General features: G+C 64.5%; 14 protein-coding genes and 1 tRNA gene. 9 read left to right on the forward strand and 6 right to left on the reverse strand.

The features are described 5' to 3' along the window. Positions 1-2: 2 nt before the first annotated feature. Positions 3-1,409, reverse strand: a complete 1,407-nt coding sequence (trmFO, locus tag SIN08_RS07095; protein WP_322450873.1) for a methylenetetrahydrofolate--tRNA-(uracil(54)-C(5))-methyltransferase (FADH(2)-oxidizing) TrmFO — start codon at positions 1,407-1,409, stop codon at positions 3-5. A gap of 93 nt (positions 1,410-1,502) precedes the next feature. On the opposite strand from trmFO, the gene SIN08_RS07100 reads away from it, so the two are divergent. Further along, complete coding sequence (locus SIN08_RS07100; RefSeq protein ID WP_322450874.1) at positions 1,503-2,072, forward strand: hypothetical protein; 570 nt, start codon at positions 1,503-1,505, stop codon at positions 2,070-2,072. Positions 2,073-2,196: 124 nt separating this feature from the next. On the opposite strand, the gene SIN08_RS07105 is transcribed toward SIN08_RS07100, so the two are convergent. Continuing rightward, complete coding sequence (locus SIN08_RS07105) at positions 2,197-2,337, reverse strand: DUF1127 domain-containing protein (protein ID WP_322450910.1); 141 nt, start codon at positions 2,335-2,337, stop codon at positions 2,197-2,199. A gap of 312 nt (positions 2,338-2,649) precedes the next feature. On the opposite strand from SIN08_RS07105, the gene SIN08_RS07110 reads away from it, so the two are divergent. Both SIN08_RS07110 and tig read left to right on the forward strand, forming a co-directional pair. After that, positions 2,650-2,734, forward strand: a tRNA-Leu gene (locus SIN08_RS07110). A gap of 195 nt (positions 2,735-2,929) precedes the next feature. Beyond that, a complete protein-coding gene (gene tig / locus SIN08_RS07115; RefSeq protein ID WP_322450875.1) occupies positions 2,930-4,378 on the forward strand; it encodes a trigger factor in 1,449 nt (482 codons plus the stop codon). Positions 4,379-4,441: 63 nt separating this feature from the next. Here tig and SIN08_RS07120 read toward each other — a convergent pair whose 3' ends face one another. Together SIN08_RS07120 and SIN08_RS07125 are read right to left on the reverse strand one after the other, a co-directional pair. Continuing rightward, a complete protein-coding gene (locus tag SIN08_RS07120; RefSeq protein WP_322450876.1) occupies positions 4,442-5,695 on the reverse strand; it encodes a M23 family metallopeptidase in 1,254 nt (417 codons plus the stop codon). Between the two features lie 71 nt (positions 5,696-5,766). After that, positions 5,767-6,234: a peroxiredoxin gene (locus tag SIN08_RS07125; protein WP_322450877.1), complete on the reverse strand. Its 468-nt coding sequence runs from the start codon at positions 6,232-6,234 to the stop codon at positions 5,767-5,769. A 126-nt stretch (positions 6,235-6,360) separates the two neighbouring features. Between SIN08_RS07125 and SIN08_RS07130 the strand changes: the two genes are divergently transcribed. Next, positions 6,361-9,729 carry a DUF3971 domain-containing protein gene (locus tag SIN08_RS07130; RefSeq protein ID WP_322450878.1) on the forward strand — a complete coding sequence of 1,123 codons (3,369 nt, stop codon included), beginning with the start codon at positions 6,361-6,363 and terminating at the stop codon, positions 9,727-9,729. Positions 9,730-9,740: 11 nt separating this feature from the next. On the opposite strand, the gene tyrS is transcribed toward SIN08_RS07130, so the two are convergent. Next, positions 9,741-10,994 (reverse strand): tyrosine--tRNA ligase, encoded by a 1,254-nt coding sequence (gene tyrS, locus SIN08_RS07135; protein WP_322450879.1) that lies wholly within the window; start codon positions 10,992-10,994, stop codon positions 9,741-9,743. A 99-nt stretch (positions 10,995-11,093) separates the two neighbouring features. On the opposite strand from tyrS, the gene SIN08_RS07140 reads away from it, so the two are divergent. Beyond that, positions 11,094-12,209, forward strand: a complete 1,116-nt coding sequence (locus SIN08_RS07140; protein WP_322450880.1) for an anhydro-N-acetylmuramic acid kinase — start codon at positions 11,094-11,096, stop codon at positions 12,207-12,209. Here SIN08_RS07140 and SIN08_RS07145 read toward each other — a convergent pair whose 3' ends face one another. Beyond that, on the reverse strand, positions 12,210-12,884 hold the full coding sequence (locus SIN08_RS07145) for an alpha/beta hydrolase (RefSeq protein ID WP_322450881.1): 675 nt from the start codon (positions 12,882-12,884) through the stop codon (positions 12,210-12,212). A gap of 215 nt (positions 12,885-13,099) precedes the next feature. Between SIN08_RS07145 and SIN08_RS07150 the strand changes: the two genes are divergently transcribed. The 4 genes from SIN08_RS07150 to sufD all read left to right on the forward strand — a co-directional run bounded on the left by SIN08_RS07150 (position 13,100) and on the right by sufD (position 18,022). After that, positions 13,100-14,260 (forward strand): cysteine desulfurase family protein, encoded by a 1,161-nt coding sequence (locus tag SIN08_RS07150; protein WP_322450911.1) that lies wholly within the window; start codon positions 13,100-13,102, stop codon positions 14,258-14,260. A gap of 171 nt (positions 14,261-14,431) precedes the next feature. After that, positions 14,432-15,964 carry a Fe-S cluster assembly protein SufB gene (gene sufB, locus SIN08_RS07155; protein WP_322450882.1) on the forward strand — a complete coding sequence of 511 codons (1,533 nt, stop codon included), beginning with the start codon at positions 14,432-14,434 and terminating at the stop codon, positions 15,962-15,964. A 27-nt stretch (positions 15,965-15,991) separates the two neighbouring features. Then, a complete protein-coding gene (sufC, locus tag SIN08_RS07160) occupies positions 15,992-16,747 on the forward strand; it encodes a Fe-S cluster assembly ATPase SufC (RefSeq protein WP_322450883.1) in 756 nt (251 codons plus the stop codon). Between the two features lie 9 nt (positions 16,748-16,756). Next, positions 16,757-18,022 (forward strand): Fe-S cluster assembly protein SufD, encoded by a 1,266-nt coding sequence (gene sufD, locus SIN08_RS07165; protein ID WP_322450884.1) that lies wholly within the window; start codon positions 16,757-16,759, stop codon positions 18,020-18,022. The last annotated feature ends 69 nt before the right edge of the window (positions 18,023-18,091 follow it).

Below are 18,091 nucleotides of genomic sequence, written 5' to 3' on the forward strand. Positions count from 1 at the left end.
GTCTATTCGGCCGCTTCCTTTTCCGCGATCCCGAGCCATGCACGGCAGTCCGCCAGCGCACGCGCGGTGAGCGCCCGCTTTTTCGCCGCGGATTTCTCCTTGCCGCGCAGGCGCTTGCCCTCCTGTTTCGGGACCTCGACCGGCGGGAACAAGCCGAAATTGACGTTCATCGGCTGGAAGGAGCGCTTGCCGGGTTCGTCCTCGGCCAGGATGTGTCCGCCGGTGATGTGGTTCAACAGCGCCCCGAAGGCGGTCGTCGGCGGGGGCGGCGTGAGTGCCCGGCCCAGGCGTTCGGCCGCAGCGAAGCGGCCGGCAACCAACCCCATCGCCGCACTCTCCACATAGCCCTCGCAGCCGGTGATCTGCCCGGCAAAGCGCAGGCCCGGCCGGGATTTGAGCTGCAAGGTGCCGTCGAGAAGGGCCGGCGAGTTGATGTAGGTATTGCGGTGAAGGCCGCCGAGGCGCGCGAACTCGGCATTCTCCAGCCCCGGGATCATGCGGAAGACGCGGACCTGCTCGCCGTATTTCAGCTTCGTCTGGAAACCGACCATGTTGTAGAGCGTACCGAGCGCGTTGTCCTGGCGCAGTTGTACGACCGCATAGGGCTTCTCGTCGGGCTTGTGGGCGTTGGTGAGCCCCATGGGCTTCATCGGCCCGTGGCGCAGGGTCTCGACGCCGCGTTCGGCCATCACCTCGATGGGCAGGCAGCCATCGAAATAGGGCGTGCCTTCCCATTCCTTGAAGGCGGTCTTCTCGCCGTCGAGCAGGGCCTGGACGAAGGCCAGATAGGTGTCCTTGTCCATCGGGCAGTTGATATAGTCCTTGCCCGTCCCGCCGGGGCCGACCTTGTCGTAGCGCGACTGGAACCAGGCCACGTCCATGTCGATCGTGTCGAAATGGACGATCGGGGCGATGGCGTCGAAAAAGGCCAGCGCCTCCGCGCCGGTCTCCCGCCGGATCGCTTCGGCCAGTCCGGGGGCGGTGAGGGGGCCGGTGGCGATGATCGCCTGGTCCCACTCCGCCGGCGGCAGGCCGGGAACCTCCTCGCGGGTGATTTCGATCAACGGATGGTCTTCCAGCGCGCGTGTCACGGCCTGGGAAAACCCATCCCGGTCCACGGCGAGCGCGCCGCCCGCCGGCACCTGGTTGGCGTCGCCCGCACGCATGATCAGCGATCCCGAAAGCCGCATCTCGGCGTGGAGGAGCCCCACCGCGTTCGTTTCCGCGTCGTCGGAACGGAAGGAATTCGAGCAGACGAGCTCGGCCAGGCCGTCCGTCTTGTGCGCGTCCGTGCCACGCACTGGCCGCATTTCGTGCAGGACGACGGGCACGCCCGCCTCCGCAGCCTGCCAGGCAGCTTCCGAGCCGGCGAGCCCGCCGCCGATGACGTGTAGGGGAGTCTGTTTCATGTCGCGGAAATAGGCGCAAGCCACCGCGAATGCAACGCAAACCGCGACACGCGCGTTATCTCCGGACCGACTGTGCGCCCCGAAGGGGAGGGAATGCGCGGGTTCATCATCATTGCCATGCTTGCCGGCTTCGCCGCACCGGTGGCTCGCGCTTCGGCGGAGCCCCTACAGATTCACGTTTGCAGCGGTTATTCCTGTACCTACCGAACGAGCCTGTCGGTCGGCCACCAGATGCGCCAGCGTTTTCAGGAGATCATGCAACCCGGCCGGCACTCGCCCGAGGCGGAACGGGCGGCGATCGCCGCGGCGGTCCAGTTCTTCGAGCGACAGGCGACAAAAGCGATCGGCGTGGCCGACAAGGCGAAGGGCAGCTTCGCCGGTTCGCGCGTGCTGGGACAGATGGACTGCATCGACGAATCGACCAATACCCAGGCTTTGCTGCACCTGCTCAATCGTCTGGGGTTGCTCAGGCACCACCGGGTCGAGGCGAACGCCTCGCGCGGCTTCTTCCTGGACCGGCGCTACCCGCATGCCACAGCAGTGATCCGTGCGCCCGACGGCAGACGGTGGGCGGTCGACAGCTGGTACGAGCCGGCCGGAGGTGCGCCCGACATCATGCCGCTCGCGCACTGGCGCCAGCGTGGGGTACTGGGAGAGAGATAGGCAAAAAACAACACCCGCCGGGGGAGGAGGTCCGGCGGGTGTCGTTTGTGTAGCTGGCAATCGGGAGGAGGAGAAAGCCAGCCGCATTCGTCAGGGTTGGGAGGAGGTAACCCTGGCGAAACTCTTAAAGGGACTTGCGCGCCACGTACGGAATGTCGCCACGGGAGATGCCGAGGTCGTTCAATTCGCGTGTCGAGAGGCGGTTCAGTTCGTTAACCGTCTGCCGGTAGCGGCGCCAGTTGTTGTAGTTGCGGATCAGGTTCATGGTCTTACTCATTTCGTCGAGGTTTTGTTCAACCGTCTTGCCCTCGTTAAATAAGCCCCTCGGCACAAAGGAAAAAGAGACGATGTTGCATGGCAGCAATGCAAATTGTGCAACGCATCATAAATCTGTCACGAAGCCGGCCGACGCGCGGCGCGAAGGAAATGGGAAGGCCGGCAGGCCGCTGCGCAGTGCGGCGGCCCGTCGTTGCGGGGGTGTCGGCCAAAAAAGGCCGGTTTCTCGGGCAATTTCCCTTTGATACATAGGGGGCAGGTGATATAGAACGCCGCGCTTTCGGGAGCGTCCGCTTTCGAGGCGGGTGTGGTGGAACTGGTAGACACGCAGGATTTAGGTTCCTGTGGCGCAAGCCGTGGGGGTTCAAGTCCCTCCACCCGCACCAGGATGTTTGTTAGGCCTGGGCTTTGCGGTTCTGGGCCGCCGCGCACAGGGAGTTTTTCCTCGAAGCCGGCGAAGGGAGGACTGGTGTGGGCGCAACGGCTTCCCCGAGGGGAACAGGGCCCGCCCGGGAACGACATCCGGCAGGTGACGATGGCACGCCGCTAGAGGTGGCGCTGAAGTAAAATAAAGGTTTGATATGCAGGTTAGCGAGACTCTCAATTCCGGTCTTAAGCGCGAGATCAAGGTCACCGTGCCGGCCGAGGACCTGGAAGCCCGGCTGATGGAGCGGCTGGTGGATGCCAAGGACAAGGTCCGGCTGAAAGGCTTCCGTCCAGGCAAGGTGCCGATCCAGCACCTGCGGCGCATGTACGGCAAGTCCTTCATGGCGGAGGTCGTCAACGAGATCCTATCCGATTCCTCCAAGTCGATTCTCGAGGAGCGGGGCGAAAAGCCGGCCATGCAGCCGGAGGTCGCCATGACCGAGGACGAGAAGGAAGCCGAGAAGGTGCTCGCCGGTGACGCGGATTTCGAGTTCTCCATGAGCTATGAGGTCATCCCGCCGATCGAGATCAAGGATTTCTCCGAGATCAAGATCACGCGTCCGGTCTATGACGTTTCCGAGGAGGAGGTCGAGGAGCAGGTCAAGCGGGTGGCCGATTCCGCGCGCACCTACGAAGCCAAGGACGGCAAGGCCGAAGAGGGCGACAAGGTCACCATCGACTATGTCGGCAAGCTCGACGGGGAGCCTTTCGAAGGCGGTGCCGGAACCGACTCTGAGGTGGTGATCGGCCACAATCAGTTCATCCCCGGCTTCGAGGAGCAACTCGTCGGGCTGAAGGCGGGCGAGGAGAAGACTTTCAAGATCACCTTCCCGCAAGAGTATGCAGCCGAGCACCTCGCCGGCAAGGAGGCGGAGTTCGACGTCACGGTCAAGCAGGTGGCCGCGGCGGAGGAACTGGTGATCGACGACGAGCTGGCCAAGAAGCTGGGCCTGGAATCGGCCGACAAGCTGCGCGAGATCATCCGCGGCCAGCTCGAGAACCAGTTCGGCCAGGTGACGCGCCAGAAAGCCAAGCGTCAGCTGCTCGATGCGCTGGACGAGGTCTACCAGTTCGAGGCGCCGTCGAAGCTCGTCGATGCCGAGTTCGACAACATCTGGTCGCAGGTCACTCGTGACCTGGAGCAAGCGGGCCGGAGTTTCGAGGACGAGGACACGACCGAGGAAGAGGCGCGCGAGGAATACCGCAAGCTCGCCGAGCGCCGCGTGCGGCTCGGCCTCGTCTTGGCCCAGATTGGCGAGGAATCCGACGTGCAGGTGAGCGAGGACGAGATGCAGCGCGCGCTGTTCGAATCGATCCGGCGCTATCCGCAGCACCAGCAGCAGGAAATCTACGATTTCTACCGCCAGAACCCGCAGGCGCTCGCCAATATCCGCGCACCGCTCTTCGAGGAGAAGGTGGTCGACAAGCTCCTGGCCGAGGTCGACGTTACCGACAAGAAGGTGAGCCGCGAGGAGCTTCTGGCGGACGACGAGGACGAGGCCGAGGAAGCGCCGAAGCCCGCCAAGAAGAAGGCTGCGCCCAAGAAGAAGGCGGCACCGAAGAAAGCCGCCAAGAACGCCGAATCCGAGTCTGAATCCGAGTAGGCGGCCGTCGGCAAACGGTTTCCACGCCAAAGGCCCCGGTTTTTCACCGGGGCCTTTTCATGTTTACAGATAATCCGCGATGCGGCGGCCGGTGGCGATGAAGGTCAGCGGATCGACGGCGGTGTCGCTGCGGCGAACTTCGTAGTGCAAATGCGGACCGGTCGAGCGCCCGCTGCTGCCGACCCGGCCGATCACCTGTCCCGGGCGCACCGTTTCGCCAGCCTTGACGGCAACCCGGCTCAAATGGGCATATCGCGTGCTGAAGCCGTCACCGTGGTCGATCTCGACCATCCGGCCATAGCTGCCGTTCCATCCCGCCTTGACGACCGTGCCGCCGCCGCCGGCCCGCACCGCCGCACCATGCCGGACCCGGAAATCCACGCCGGCGTGATAGGCGGGGCGCCGCAGGATGGGATCGCGGCGCATGCCGAACCTGCTGCTCACGCTCGCGGCGGGAACGGGGTGGAAGACGGGTATACGCCTGGCCGTCTTTCGCAAGGTCTCCAGCCGGTCGAGCACTTCATCGAGTTCGCGCATCCTGTCCTGGAAGAGCGCGTTCTCCTCGAATGCGATGAGCGGACCGCCGGCACTGCTCTCGGCGGAGCTACCAGGCAGGTCGATGCCGGCGGTCCGGAACGCTTCGCCCAGGGTCTCGGCTGTCTGATAGGCCTTCTCGGTGACGGCTTTCACGCGGGCGATCTGTTTCGCCTCAAGCGTACGAAGCGTGCGGTTGATCGAAACGAAGAGAAGGTCAGCGTGATCGGCTTCGCTCTGCAGGCTTGCACGATCCGGCCAAGGTCTCCTGGCAACGTCCGTCGGCGCATAGGCGCTGCCGGTGGTGATTCCGTCCAAGCGCAGGTGATCAGCACGACGTTCGGGAACTTGCGCGGGGATCGGCGGCGTTTGCCGTGCTTCCTTTTCGGCCGGCTCGCCGCGATCCAGGCCCAGCCTGTCGTAGCGTTCATCCAGCGCCCGCTGCCGTTCGGCAAGTTCCTTCACCTTGCTTTCCATGAGCTGCTGGTCGAGCAGCTGACGGCTGGCGGTGCGGTCGAGCCGCGTCCTGAGCTCGGCGATGCGGTCTTCATAGGCCTGTTGCAAGCGCGCCTGACGGGCGACCGCCGCCGTCATGAGGTCGTCGCGCAGGACCAGATAGGCGGTGGCGCCGAGGTAACCGAGGGAAAGGATGACGGCCGCCGACACGGCGATGGCCGTCATCCACGGCCGCAGCGTGAAATAGCGGATGTCATCGCCTCGGGCGATGATGATGGTGGGCGGCTCCCTCCGCCCGCGCGACGCTGTCGATCGTGCCCGCTTCACTGCCCCGCACCATGGTGATTTCAGTGAAGCCGATTACACAATCTTAGGGTTAATAAAGGCTTTTGAGCGCGTCACAGCGCCCTGGCAGCCTCCAGAACGGTCTCGACATGGCCCGGCACCTTCACCTTGCGCCAGACCTCGGCGATCTGGCCGTCGGGCGCGATCAGGAAGGTGGTGCGCTCCACGCCCATGTATTTGCGCCCGTACATGCTCTTCTCGACCCAGACGCCGTAGGTTTCGAGCACTTTCTTGTCCGGGTCGGAAACGAGGTCGATGGAGAGCTCGTGCTTGGTCTTGAACTTTTCGTGGCTTTTCCGGCTGTCGGGCGACATGCCGATGACGGCCACGCCGATTTCGTCGAAATCGGCCTTGCGGGCGGAAAAGTCGAGCGCCTGTGCCGTGCACCCGCTGGTGTCGTCCTTGGGATAGAAATAGAGCACCACCGGTTTGCCGCGCAGTTCCGACAGCCGCAGGGTGCCGCCGCCGTCGCGTGGCAGCTCGAAATCGGGTGCTTCGCTTCCTTTGTCAGGACCGGCCATTTTATTTCCCTCGTTTTTCTCTACGCCGGCAGAACAAATCGATGGAATTTTCCATGGCCGGCCCCCGCACGCGGGACGCACAGATATAATGGTCCAGGGGGATTCGTCCAACCGGGTAAGGATGCATTGACGGACAACCAGCGGGAGCACGAGGCACGGGGCCACGAGGAGGTGCATTTTCGACGCAGCGAAATCGCCGCGCTCGCGCGCTTGCCCTCGGCGATTTGCTCTTCGTCGCGACCCTTGCCCCGCCGGTTGCGCGAGCGCCTGTTGGCGTGGATCGCCATGGCGGGGCTGGCTTTTTTGGTACTTCTCGTGCTCGCGGGCGGCGCCTTCTACGCGATCGGGGTCGATGCGATCGGCAATGAACGCCTGCGGCTCCAGGCCGAACGCGCGATCAGCCGGCTTGCCGGTTTCGATGCGGACGTGACACTGGGCCAGCTGCGCATGGGACTCGGCGAGACCAGCCTTCTCGCCCTCGAGGTGCGCGAGGCCCGTATCAGTCGGGCCGACGACAGTGCACTGATCGCGAGCGTCGGCACCTTGCGTTTCGGTCTCCGCCCCCTGGCCCTGCTTGACGGCCGCGTGGAGCTGGGGCGGGTCGAAGTGGAAGATGCCGAAATCCTGCCGGCCGGTCTGCCGGCCCTGCTTGCGGATGCGCCAGGGACAGCCATCGGTCCGGATCGGCTGCGCGCGGCGGTGTTCGGCGCGGTCCGAAACGCCTTCCGGACGACGAGCGCCTCCGGCCTCGACCGTGTCACGCTTTCCCGGCTCAGCTTCCTGTCGGAAAAGCCGCGGGGCGAGCCGGGGCTCGTCATCGAAGATCTGGATCTCAGACGCGACGGCGCACACATCGATCTTGAAGGATCGCTTGTCAACGGCCTGCGCCGTGTCGTCCTCGAAGGCCATGCCGCACGCGATCCCGAAACAGGCACCGTAACGGAGCTTGCGCTCGACATGGCGCTGACCGACGACAACCGGTCGGCCCCCGCACAGCGCGGCGCCGTGCGGTCGATCGGCCCGGTGACGATCGCGATGACGGGCCGGGAGACCCACGGGACGGAGGCCGGCCAAATGTCGCTTGCGGTCGATGCCAGGGATATCCTGCTGGGCGTTGACGACAGCGAATTTCTGATCTCCAAGGCCGCGCTGGAGGTGGCTTTCGCCGAAGGCGACGAGGTGTACTCTCTCATCTCATCCCATATGAGCGTGGGCCGCAGCACCATCGGTTTCAAGGGCACGATCCGGCCGCTCTCCGCCGCCGGGACCGCCGGCTATGGTTTCGAGCTCGTTTCGCGGAATGCGCTGCTGGCACCGCGCGATTCGCCCGAACCAGCCCTTGCATATGCCATGCGCCTCAAGGGCCGATTTGAGCCGGCGGACACCCGCCTGGTCGCCGAGGAGATCAACATCCGCACGCAAGCGGGGGAGATGGCGGCAAGTGCCGCGCTATCCGTCCCGGCCGGCATGTCGCCGGGCATCACGCTCGCGGTGGATGTGGCGGACATGCCAATGGCGGAGGTCAAGCAGTTCTGGCCCTGGTTCGCGGCGCACGGGGCGCGCCGCTGGACGCTGGAGAACGTTTTCGGCGGGCGCGTGCACGACAGCACGCTGCGCTTCAGCGTTCCGCCCGGGCGGCTGGGAAACGGTGTTCCGCTCTCGCATGACGAACTGGTCGGCCGCTTCGCGCTGAAGGATACGCGCTTCGACATTGCCGGCGATATCCCGGCGGTGCGCGACGGCAGCGGACAGGTGGAATTTCGCGGCACGGATGTCCTGGTCGGCCTGGAGTCGGGGACGATCTACATGCCCAGCGGGCGCAGCGTCGCCGTTCACGGCGGGACGATGCGCATAGACGCCGCGCATCGCAAGCCACGCATCGGCGATCTGGAGATCGATATCGAGGGAGAGGCCGCGGCGGTTGTCGAACTTGCTTCCTACGAGCCGATCGACGCCTCCCGCTTCCACGACCTGACGCCCGCGGATCTGAGCGGGCAGACGGCTGGACGGGTCAATGCCCAGATTCCCCTCCAGGCCGGTCTCCCGGCGGAAGACCTGAGCTGGCGCGTTGCGCTCGACTACGAAAATCTCTCGATCGCCAAGCCCTTCGAGGGACAGGAGATCAGCGATGCGAACGGGTCGCTGCTGGTGCAGCCCGACAGGGCGGAGTTTACCGCCGAAGCACGCCTCAACTCCGTACCCGCCAGTGTGCACGTCGTCGAGCCGCTGCGCGGATCGGCCGTGGAGCGGGTTCGACACGTCGTATTGAAGGTGGACGACGCCGCGCGGGAGAGGCTTTTCCCCGGTCTGGAGACGCTCGTCTCCGGGCCATTCGAAGTCGTCTACGAACAACAGCCCGACAAGCGCGAGAAGCTGACTGTTTCCCTGGACAAGGCACAACTGACGGTGCCGTGGATCGGTTGGCGGAAGGGGGCCGGCATTCCCGCAACGGCGCGCTTCTTCATGGAGCGGGACGGCGATACGGTGGAACTGCGGGAGTTCTCGCTGCGCGGCGAAAGCTTCGCTGTCGACGGCTTTGTGCGCCTTTCCGGCGGAACCCTGGCGGAAGCCCGTCTCGATCACGTGCAGCTCAACCGCAATGACGACTATGCGGCCACGATCCGGCGTTCCGGCGCCGCATATGCCGTTTCGGTGAACGGTCGCTCGCTGGATGCGCGCGGTATCATCAAGCGTGTCCTGGACGAAAAGACCGCCGGATCGGAAAGCGCCGGGGACCGCGTACAGACCTCCGTCGAGGCCTCGCTCGCCGCGGTTCACGGCTTTAACGGGGAAAGCCTGGAGCAGGTGGAACTGACCTATGCGTCGCGATCCTCACGGCCGGAGCGGCTGTCGCTGCGTGCCGCCCCTTCCGGCTATGGGGCCGTGCAGGCGGAGAAGGGGGGTGAGCCGGGGCGTGTCAGCCTGCGCGCGTCCTCGACCAATGCCGGTGCGGTCCTGCGCTTCCTCGATATTTACGAGCATGTCGAAGGCGGGCAGCTCAGTCTCGCCTTACACGGAGCAGACGACAAGAATCTCGCCGGTCAGTTCACGATCCAGGATTTCTGGGTCGTCGACGAACCGCGCCTGCGCTCGCTGGTGGCCGCAAGCTCCGACGGTGAGGGCACGGGGCGGCAGGTGGACGCTTCACGCGTCCGGTTCGAGCGCGGAGCCGCTGTGCTTCAAAAGGCGCCGCAGCGCCTCGGGATCAGCAACGGCGTGCTGCGCGGGCCGCTGATCGGCTCGACGTTCCAGGGCACGCTCTACGATCCGAACGGAAACATGGACATCACCGGCACGTTCATGCCGCTTTACGGTATCAACCGCATTTTCGGGGAAATCCCGATCATCGGCCAGATCCTCGGCAACGGACGCGACCGGGCGCTGATCGGCATCACCTATCGCCTGAGCGGCAAGACGGGCGAACCGGCGCTCGAGATCAACCCGATCTCGGCCATCGCACCGGGGATCTTCAGGCAGCTCTTCGAATACCACTGACCGGGATCGCTCTATTGCGGCCGCACCAGCATGTGCTTTTTCTTGCCCAGCGACAGCTTGATCACGTCGTCGGCCGTGATGTCGCCTGTTGTCACCATGCGGCGGTCGTCGTCCACTACATCGTCATTGATGCGCACGGCTCCGCCTTTCACGTGACGGCGGGCCTCGCCGTTGGAACCGGCAAGGCCCGTCTCGACGAACAGGCTGAGAAGGCCGATCCCGCCTTCGAGCCGGGCGCGTTCTATGGACACGGTGGGCAAAGATTCGGCCAGCGCGCCTTCCTCGAAGGTCTTGCGGGCGGTCTCGGCGGCTTCTTCGGCCGCCGTGCGCCCGTGCAACATGGCCGTCACTTCCGTGGCCAGGATCTTCTTGGCCTCGTTGACCTCCGCTCCGCCCAGAGCCTCGAGCCGGGCGATCTCGTCCATCGGCAGGGTCGTGTAGAGGCGCAGAAAGCGGCCGACGTCGGCGTCCTCCGTGTTGCGCCAGTACTGCCAGAAATCGTAGGGGCTCAGCATCTCCGGATCGAGCCAGACCGCGCCGGCGGCCGTCTTGCCCATCTTCGCGCCGGAGGCGGTGGTCAGCAGCGGCGAGGTGAGGGCGAACAGGCTGGCATCGTCCATGCGCCGGCCGAGTTCGATCCCGTTGACGATGTTGCCCCATTGGTCCGAGCCGCCCATCTGCAAGCGGCACCCGAAGCGGCGGTAAAGCTCGACGAAATCATAGGCCTGGAGGATCATGTAATTGAACTCCAGGAAGGAGAGCGATTGCTCGCGGTCGAGCCGCAGCCGCACCGAATCGAAGGAGAGCATCCGGTTGACAGAGAAATGGCGGCCGACGTCGCGCAGGAAGGGGACATATTTGATGTCGAGCAGCCAATCGGCGTTGTTGACCATGGCGGCATCCGTCGGTCCGTCGCCGAAAGCGAGATAGGGTTCGAAGTTGCGCCTGATGCCGGCGAGATTGTCGGCGATGACGTCCTCGGTCAGCAGTTTCCGCGCTTCGTCCTTGAAGGAAGGATCGCCGATCATCGACGTCCCGCCGCCCATCAGCGCGATCGGACGGTGTCCCGTCCGCTGCAGCCAGTGCAGCATCATGATCTGGATCAGCGAACCCACATGCAGGCTTTTCGCCGTCGCGTCGAAGCCGATATAGGCCGTCACCGTCTCGCGCAGGAACAGCTCGTCCAGACCCGCCTCGTCGGAGGTCTGGTGGATAAAGCCGCGCTCGGACAGAATGCGCAGGAAATCGGACTTGAACTCGGGCATCGTCTGCAATCCCGTGGAGGGAGAAGGGGTGGAGAATGACAGCGGCGTTTAGCACCACTTTTGTGCCACGCACAAGCACGGCCCGAAGGAGCGCCGGGAATGGCTGAGACGATCGCGCTCGGCCTGATGAGCGGCACGTCGATGGACGGCATCGATCTAGCCGTTCTCGTTACCGACGGCGAAAACCTTGTCAGGCGGGGGCCGTCCATGGCTGTGGGGTATGAAGCCGCTTTCCGGCGGCGGATCGAGACAGCGCTCACGACGGCGCGGCAGATCGACAGGCGCGAGGAGCGGCCAGGCGAACTTTTAACGCTGGAGCGCGAGATCACCGAGCGGCACGCGGCGGCGGTGGAGCGCTTCATCGCCGGCCCCGCCTCGGGCTGGAAGCCCGAAATCGTCGGTTTTCACGGACAGACCGTCCTACACCGGCCGGAGCGCGCACTGACCGTGCAACTGGGCGACGGTGCGCTGCTTGCGCGCCGCACCGGCCTCGCCGTCGTCTACGATATGCGGGCCGAGGACATGCGCCACGGCGGGCAGGGGGCGCCGCTCATCCCCGCCTATCATGCCGCGCTCGCGGCGAGTCTTCCGCCACCCCATGCCGGGCGTTTTCCGGTCGCCTTCGTGAATGTCGGCGGAATAGCCAACGTCACCTACGTGCCACGGGCCGGGCCGCCGGTCGCCTTCGACACCGGACCCGGCAATGCGCTGATCGACCAGTGGGTGACACGGGAAGGCGGCATCCCCTTCGACGCGGAAGGGATGATCGCCAGCGAGGGCGCGGTCGTGTCATCCGTCGTCGGCCGCTACCTCGACAATCCGTTTTTCTCGCGCGCGGCGCCGAAGTCGCTCGACCGCGGCGATTTCACCCTCGACCATGCGACCGAACTGGAGCTGGCCGACGGCGCACGCACGCTGGCACGCGTTTCGGCCGAGTCGATCGCAAGGGCGGTCGACCACCTGCCGGCGAAACCGGAGCTGTGGGTCGTCTCTGGCGGCGGGCGCAAGAACCCGCACATCCTTGCGGATCTGCAGGCCATCGTTGCGCCGGCGACAGTCCTGCGGGCCGAGGAAGCGGGCCTCGACGGGGATGCGATGGAAGCCGAAGCCTGGGCCTATCTCGCCGTGCGTGCGGTGAAAGGCCTGCCGCTCACCTTTCCCACGACGACGGGCTGCCGCAAGGCGGTGAGCGGCGGCGTCCTGGCAAGCCCCTGATCAGCGAATGCGCTTGGGGCGCGGTTCGGCCAACTCCCCCTTCAGGCGCCGGTCGAGATAATCCGCACATTCCTCGATGAGCTGGTCGGCGGCATTGGAATAGAAATGGTTCGCCTCGGGAATCGTCTTCTGCGTGATGGTGATTCCCTTCTGCGACTGAAGCTTGTCCACAAGAGTCTGGACGTCGGCGGTCGGTGCCACCCGGTCGGCGTCGCCATGGATGATCAGACCCGAGGAGGGGCAGGGCGCGAGGAAGGAGAAATCGTAGATGTTCGGCTGCGGTGAGATGGAGATGAATCCTTCGATCTCCGGGCGGCGCATCAGGAGCTGCATGCCGATCCATGCTCCGAAGGAATAGCCGGCCACCCAGCAACTCTTGGAATCGGGATGCAGCGACTGCACCCAGTCGAGTGCGGCGGCGGCATCCGACAGTTCGCCCGTGCCATGGTCGAACGCGCCCTGGCTGCGGCCGATGCCGCGGAAATTGAAGCGGAGCGTCGTGAAGCCGCGGCTCTGAAACATGTAGAACAGATCGTACACGATCTTGTTGTTCATCGTGCCGCCGAACTGCGGATGCGGATGCAGGATGAGCGCGATGGGTGCGTTCTTTTCCTTTGACGGCTGATACCGGCCTTCAAGACGACCGGCCGGACCGGTAAAGATTACTTCGGGCATTTTGACTCCACCTTGGCGCAGCGCCCGATCGCCACAAGCGAATTGCGGACGGGTCTTGACGCGACGCCGGCGCCTCCATAGAAGCTAGTTTAGAACTGTTCAAAACTGGGCGACCAAGCCGCCCCGGCAAGCCGGCTAGATAGGACGGCTCGCCTTGAGAATTCAAGGAAATAACGCTGTCCTCGCCGCATGTGTGGCAGATGGTACGGAAGGAAATGGTCGGAAAGCGCATCTATCTCGATTACAACGCCACCGCGCCGCTCCTGCCGGCCGCGCGCGCGGCCGTGATCGATGCGCTCGAGGCTTTCAATCCGTCATCCGTCCACGCGGAGGGGCGTGCCGCGCGGCGCATCGTCGAGGATGCGCGCCAGGCGGTGGCAGCGCTCGTCAATGGCCGGTCGGAACATGTGGTCTTTGCCTCTGGCGCCACGGAAGCCGCATCGACTCTGTTGACGCCCGATTGGACCATGGGCCGGGCGCGCTTGCGCTTCTCCCGCGCCTATGTCTCGGCGGCCGACCATCCCTCGCTCCTGTCGGGCGGGCGGTTTCCGGCCGGACAGGTAGAGAGAATCGGTGTTATCCGTAACGGTCTCGTCGATCTGGACGCACTCGAACGCGCACTCGCCGTCCACGACAAGGGGCAGGGATTGCCGCTCGTGGCCGTCCATGCAGCCAATAACGAAACCGGCGTTATCCAGCCTGTGGAAGAGATCGGCCCGATGGTGAAGGCGGTCGGGGGTGTTCTGATCGTCGATGCGGTGCAGGCGGCCGGTCGGATTCCCCTGGATGTTTCCGCCAGTTATGCGGATTTCCTTATTCTCTCCTCGCACAAAATCGGCGGCCCAAAGGGCGTCGGCGCTTTCGTCGGCGCATCGGATCTGATGATGCCGGCAGCACTCGTGACCGGCGGCGGTCAGGAGAAGGGGCACCGCGCGGGCACCGAGAATGTGGCGGCGATCGCCGGTTTCGGCGCGGCGGCCCGAGAGGCGGCGACCGCCCTTGATAAGACCGCCCCCATGCGCTTGATGCGCGGGCGGATCGAAGTCGCGATACGGCAGGTCCTGCCCGATGCGGTGATCCACGCCGAGGCGGCGCCGCGCCTTCCCAACACCGTGTTTTTCACCATTCCCGGGATGAAGGCGGAGACCGCGCAGATCGCCTTCGATCTCGCCGGCATTGCGCTTTCGGCAGGCTCGGCCTGCTCGTCCGGAAAGGTCGGCCCCAGTCATGTCCTGCAGGCCATGGGCTTTGACGATGCGCTTGGCGCGCTGCGCGTCTCCATCGGTCCGCAGACGCAGGAAAAGGAAATCGATGCCTTCACCGCCGCGCTGGAATCGATCATCAGAAGACGGAAATCGGCAAGCGCCGCAGCCTGACCGGCGCTGATCAAGGAAGGACAGGCGAATGCGGCAAAGAAAAATGGAGTAAATGAGACATATTTGGAGCGGTACCCCATGAATTCGAAGTGATCGCTCACTAAATTAGGCGCAAGTCGCCAGAGTTGGAAAACGGCCGGATCTTGACTCCGGCATGGATGGAGAACGCTGATGCCTGCTGTGCAGGAGACGATCGATCGGGTCCGCATGATCGATGTGGACCAGTATAAATACGGGTTCGAGACGCTCATCGAGAGCGACAAGGCGCCCAAGGGGCTGAACGAGGACATCATCCGTTTCATCTCGGCCAAGAAGGGCGAGCCGGAGTGGATGACGGAATGGCGTCTTAGCGCCTACAAGCGCTGGCTCACCATGCAGGAGCCGAGCTGGGCGCGCGTCAGCTATCCGAAGATCGATTTCCAGGATCTCCACTATTATTCCGCGCCGAAGAACCAGGCCGGGCCGAGCTCGCTCGATGAGGTCGATCCGGAGCTGCTGCGCACCTACGAAAAGCTCGGCATTCCCTTGAAGGAACAGGAGATTCTGGCCGGCGTGCGCCGGGTCGACGAGCCCAGCACCATCGACGGCGAGGCGGACGAGGCCGGTGACAATGTCTACCAGTCCGGCCGCGTGGCGGTCGATGCGGTGTTCGATTCGGTCTCCGTCGTCACCACTTTCAAGAAGGAGCTGGCCAAGGCCGGCGTCATCTTCTGCTCCATCTCCGAGGCGATCCGCGAATATCCGGATCTGGTGCGCAAATATCTCGGCTCGGTCGTTCCGCCCTCGGACAATTTTTACGCGACGCTGAACTCGGCTGTCTTCACCGACGGGTCCTTCGTCTATGTGCCGAAGGGTGTGCGCTGCCCGATGGAGCTGTCGACCTATTTCCGCATCAACGAGCGGAATACGGGCCAGTTCGAGCGTACCCTGATCATCGCCGAGGAGGGCGCCTATGTCTCCTATCTGGAGGGCTGTACGGCTCCGCAGCGCGACGAGAACCAGCTTCACGCGGCCGTCGTCGAGCTGATCGCGCTCGACGATGCGGAGATCAAGTATTCCACCGTCCAGAACTGGTATCCAGGCGATACGGAAGGCAAGGGCGGCATCTACAACTTCGTCACCAAGCGGGGCGATTGCCGCGGCAAGAACTCGAAGATCTCCTGGACGCAGGTGGAGACCGGCTCGGCGATCACCTGGAAATATCCATCCTGCCTGCTGCGTGGCGACAATTCCCGCGGCGAGTTCTATTCGATCGCCGTGTCGAACGGGCACCAGCAGATCGACTCGGGCACGAAGATGATCCACCTCGGCAAGAACACGTCGAGCCGCATCATCTCCAAGGGTATCTCGGCCGGCAAGTCGAACAACACCTATCGCGGCCAGGTCTCGGCACACCGCAAGGCGGCGAACGCGCGCAACTTTACCCAGTGCGATTCGCTCCTGATCGGCAACGACTGCGGGGCGCACACGGTGCCTTACATCGAGGCCAAGAACGCGACCGCGCAGTTCGAGCACGAGGCCACGACGTCGAAGATCTCCGAGGACCAGCTCTTCTACGTGATGCAGCGCGGCATTCCGGAGGAGGAGGCGATCGCGCTGATCGTCAACGGCTTCGTCAAGGACGTCATCCAGGAGCTTCCGATGGAATTTGCCGTCGAAGCGCAGAAGCTCATCAACATTTCGCTCGAAGGCTCGGTCGGCTGAGCCGGCACAAGGACTGGGACAAAAAGAATGCTTGAAATCAAGAACCTGCACGCCCGCATCGCCGAGGACGGCACGGAAATACTTCGCGGCGTCGATCTTTCCGTGAAGGCGGGTGAAGTGACTGCCATCATGGGGCCGAACGGCTCCGGCAAGTCGACGCTCTCCTACGTTCTGGCCGGCCGCGAGGACTACGAGGTCACCGAGGGCGACATTCTCTTCAACGGCGAGTCGGTCCTCGATATGGACCCGGCCGAGCGCTCGGCCGCGGGCCTTTTCCTCGCCTTCCAGTATCCGATGGAGATACCGGGCGTGGCTACCATGGAGTTCCTCAAGGTGGCGATGAACGCCCAGCGCAAGGCGCGCGGGTTGGAGGAGCTCAAGATTCCCGACCTGATGAAGCGCGTACGCGCGGCGGCCGACGCTCTCGACATAGACATGAGCATGTTGAAGCGGCCGCTCAATGTCGGTTTCTCCGGCGGCGAGAAGAAGCGCGCCGAGATCCTGCAGATGAAGCTGCTGGAACCGGCGCTCTGCGTGCTGGACGAGACCGATTCCGGCCTCGACATCGATGCGCTGAAAATCGTCGCCGACGGTGTGAACGCGCTGCGTTCGCCCGATCGCGCGGTGGTGGTCATCACGCACTATCAGCGCCTGCTCGACTACATCGTGCCGGACTCGGTGCACGTGCTCTACAAGGGCCGCGTGGTGAAGTCGGGCGACAAGGAACTGGCGCGGGAGCTGGAGAGAAACGGCTATGCCGGTCTCGTCGGCGAGGCGGCTTGAGGATTGACGATGAATGTTCAAACGCAAATAAAGCGGACCGCCGCCGAGGACGCGCTGATCGAGGCATATTCCCAGCGCGAGACGTCCCTGCCGGGCAATGCCGGCGTCAGGGAGAAGCGTAGCGAGGCCGTGCGGCTTCTGGAGCAGGGCCTGCCCAACCGCAAGGTCGAGGCATGGCACTATACGGATCTGCGTCGGCTCCTCGCCACGGTTCCCGCCTTCGACCCGACCGCGACGGCCAGCCCGAAAGAGCCGCTGGTCGCCGGTTCGGCGGTCCTGTCGGTCCTGAACGGTGTTGCCGCGAAGGTGGAGGCGCCTGAAGGCACCGTGCTGGCTACATTTGCCGACAAGCTCGCGGACGGCAGCCTCGCGGCCCTTCTCGGCCCAGCCGACAAGGACGATACGGTCTCGGCCATCAACTCCGCCTTTGCGGCCGACGGTTTCGCGCTGGATATCCCGGCGGGTGCGACGCTGAAGGCCCCGATCGAACTGCAGAACGTGCACGCCGGCGGTCAGGCCCACACGCGCTTTGCCGCGCGGGTCGGCGAAGGCGCCAGTGCGACGGTTGTCGAGAGGCAGACCGGCGACGGCGATGCCCTTGTCTCCTCCGTCACGCATCTGGACGTCGGCGACGGGGCGGACGTGCTGTGGCTCATCGTGCAGGAGCAGCCCGAGGGCGTCAGCCATCTCGGTCAGATCAATGTGCGCATCGGCAAGGACGCGAAGCTGACGCTTTTCGTTATGAACGCCGGCGCAAAGCTGACGCGTCAGGAAGTGCGGGTCGTGGCGGATGGCGAGGGCTCCGAGTTCCGCCTGCGCGGCGTCAATCTTCTCTCCGGCCAGAGCCATTGCGACGTGACGATGATCCTCGACCACAATGCGCCTGCGACGGTGTCGACGGAAGTCATCCGCAACGTGGTGACCGATCGTGCGGAAGGTGCTTTCCAGGGCCAGATCCGAGTGGCACGGGATGCGCAGAAGACCGATGCCAAGATGGCGTGCAACACGCTGCTTCTGTCCGACGAGGGCGGCTTTTCCGCCAAGCCGGAGCTGGAGATCTTCGCCGACGACGTGGCCTGCGGCCATGGCGCGACCGTGACCGAGATCGAGGCCGATCACCTGTTCTACCTGATGGCGCGCGGCATCGACGAGAAGACGGCACGCGGTCTTCTGGTGAAGGCCTTCGTTGCCGAGGTGATCGAGGAACTGGAGAACGAGCCGGTGGTCGAGGCGCTGGAGGCCAGGCTCGACACGTGGTTCGCCGAGCACGGGTAATGCCTCTCGGCGTCATCCCGGCCGAGCGGAGCGAGAGCCGGGATCCGTTGAGAGGCGCGGCCGTTCTCC

It is taken from the genome of Chelativorans sp. M5D2P16, assembly GCF_034427935.1.
Classification (GTDB): domain Bacteria; phylum Pseudomonadota; class Alphaproteobacteria; order Rhizobiales; family Rhizobiaceae; genus Chelativorans.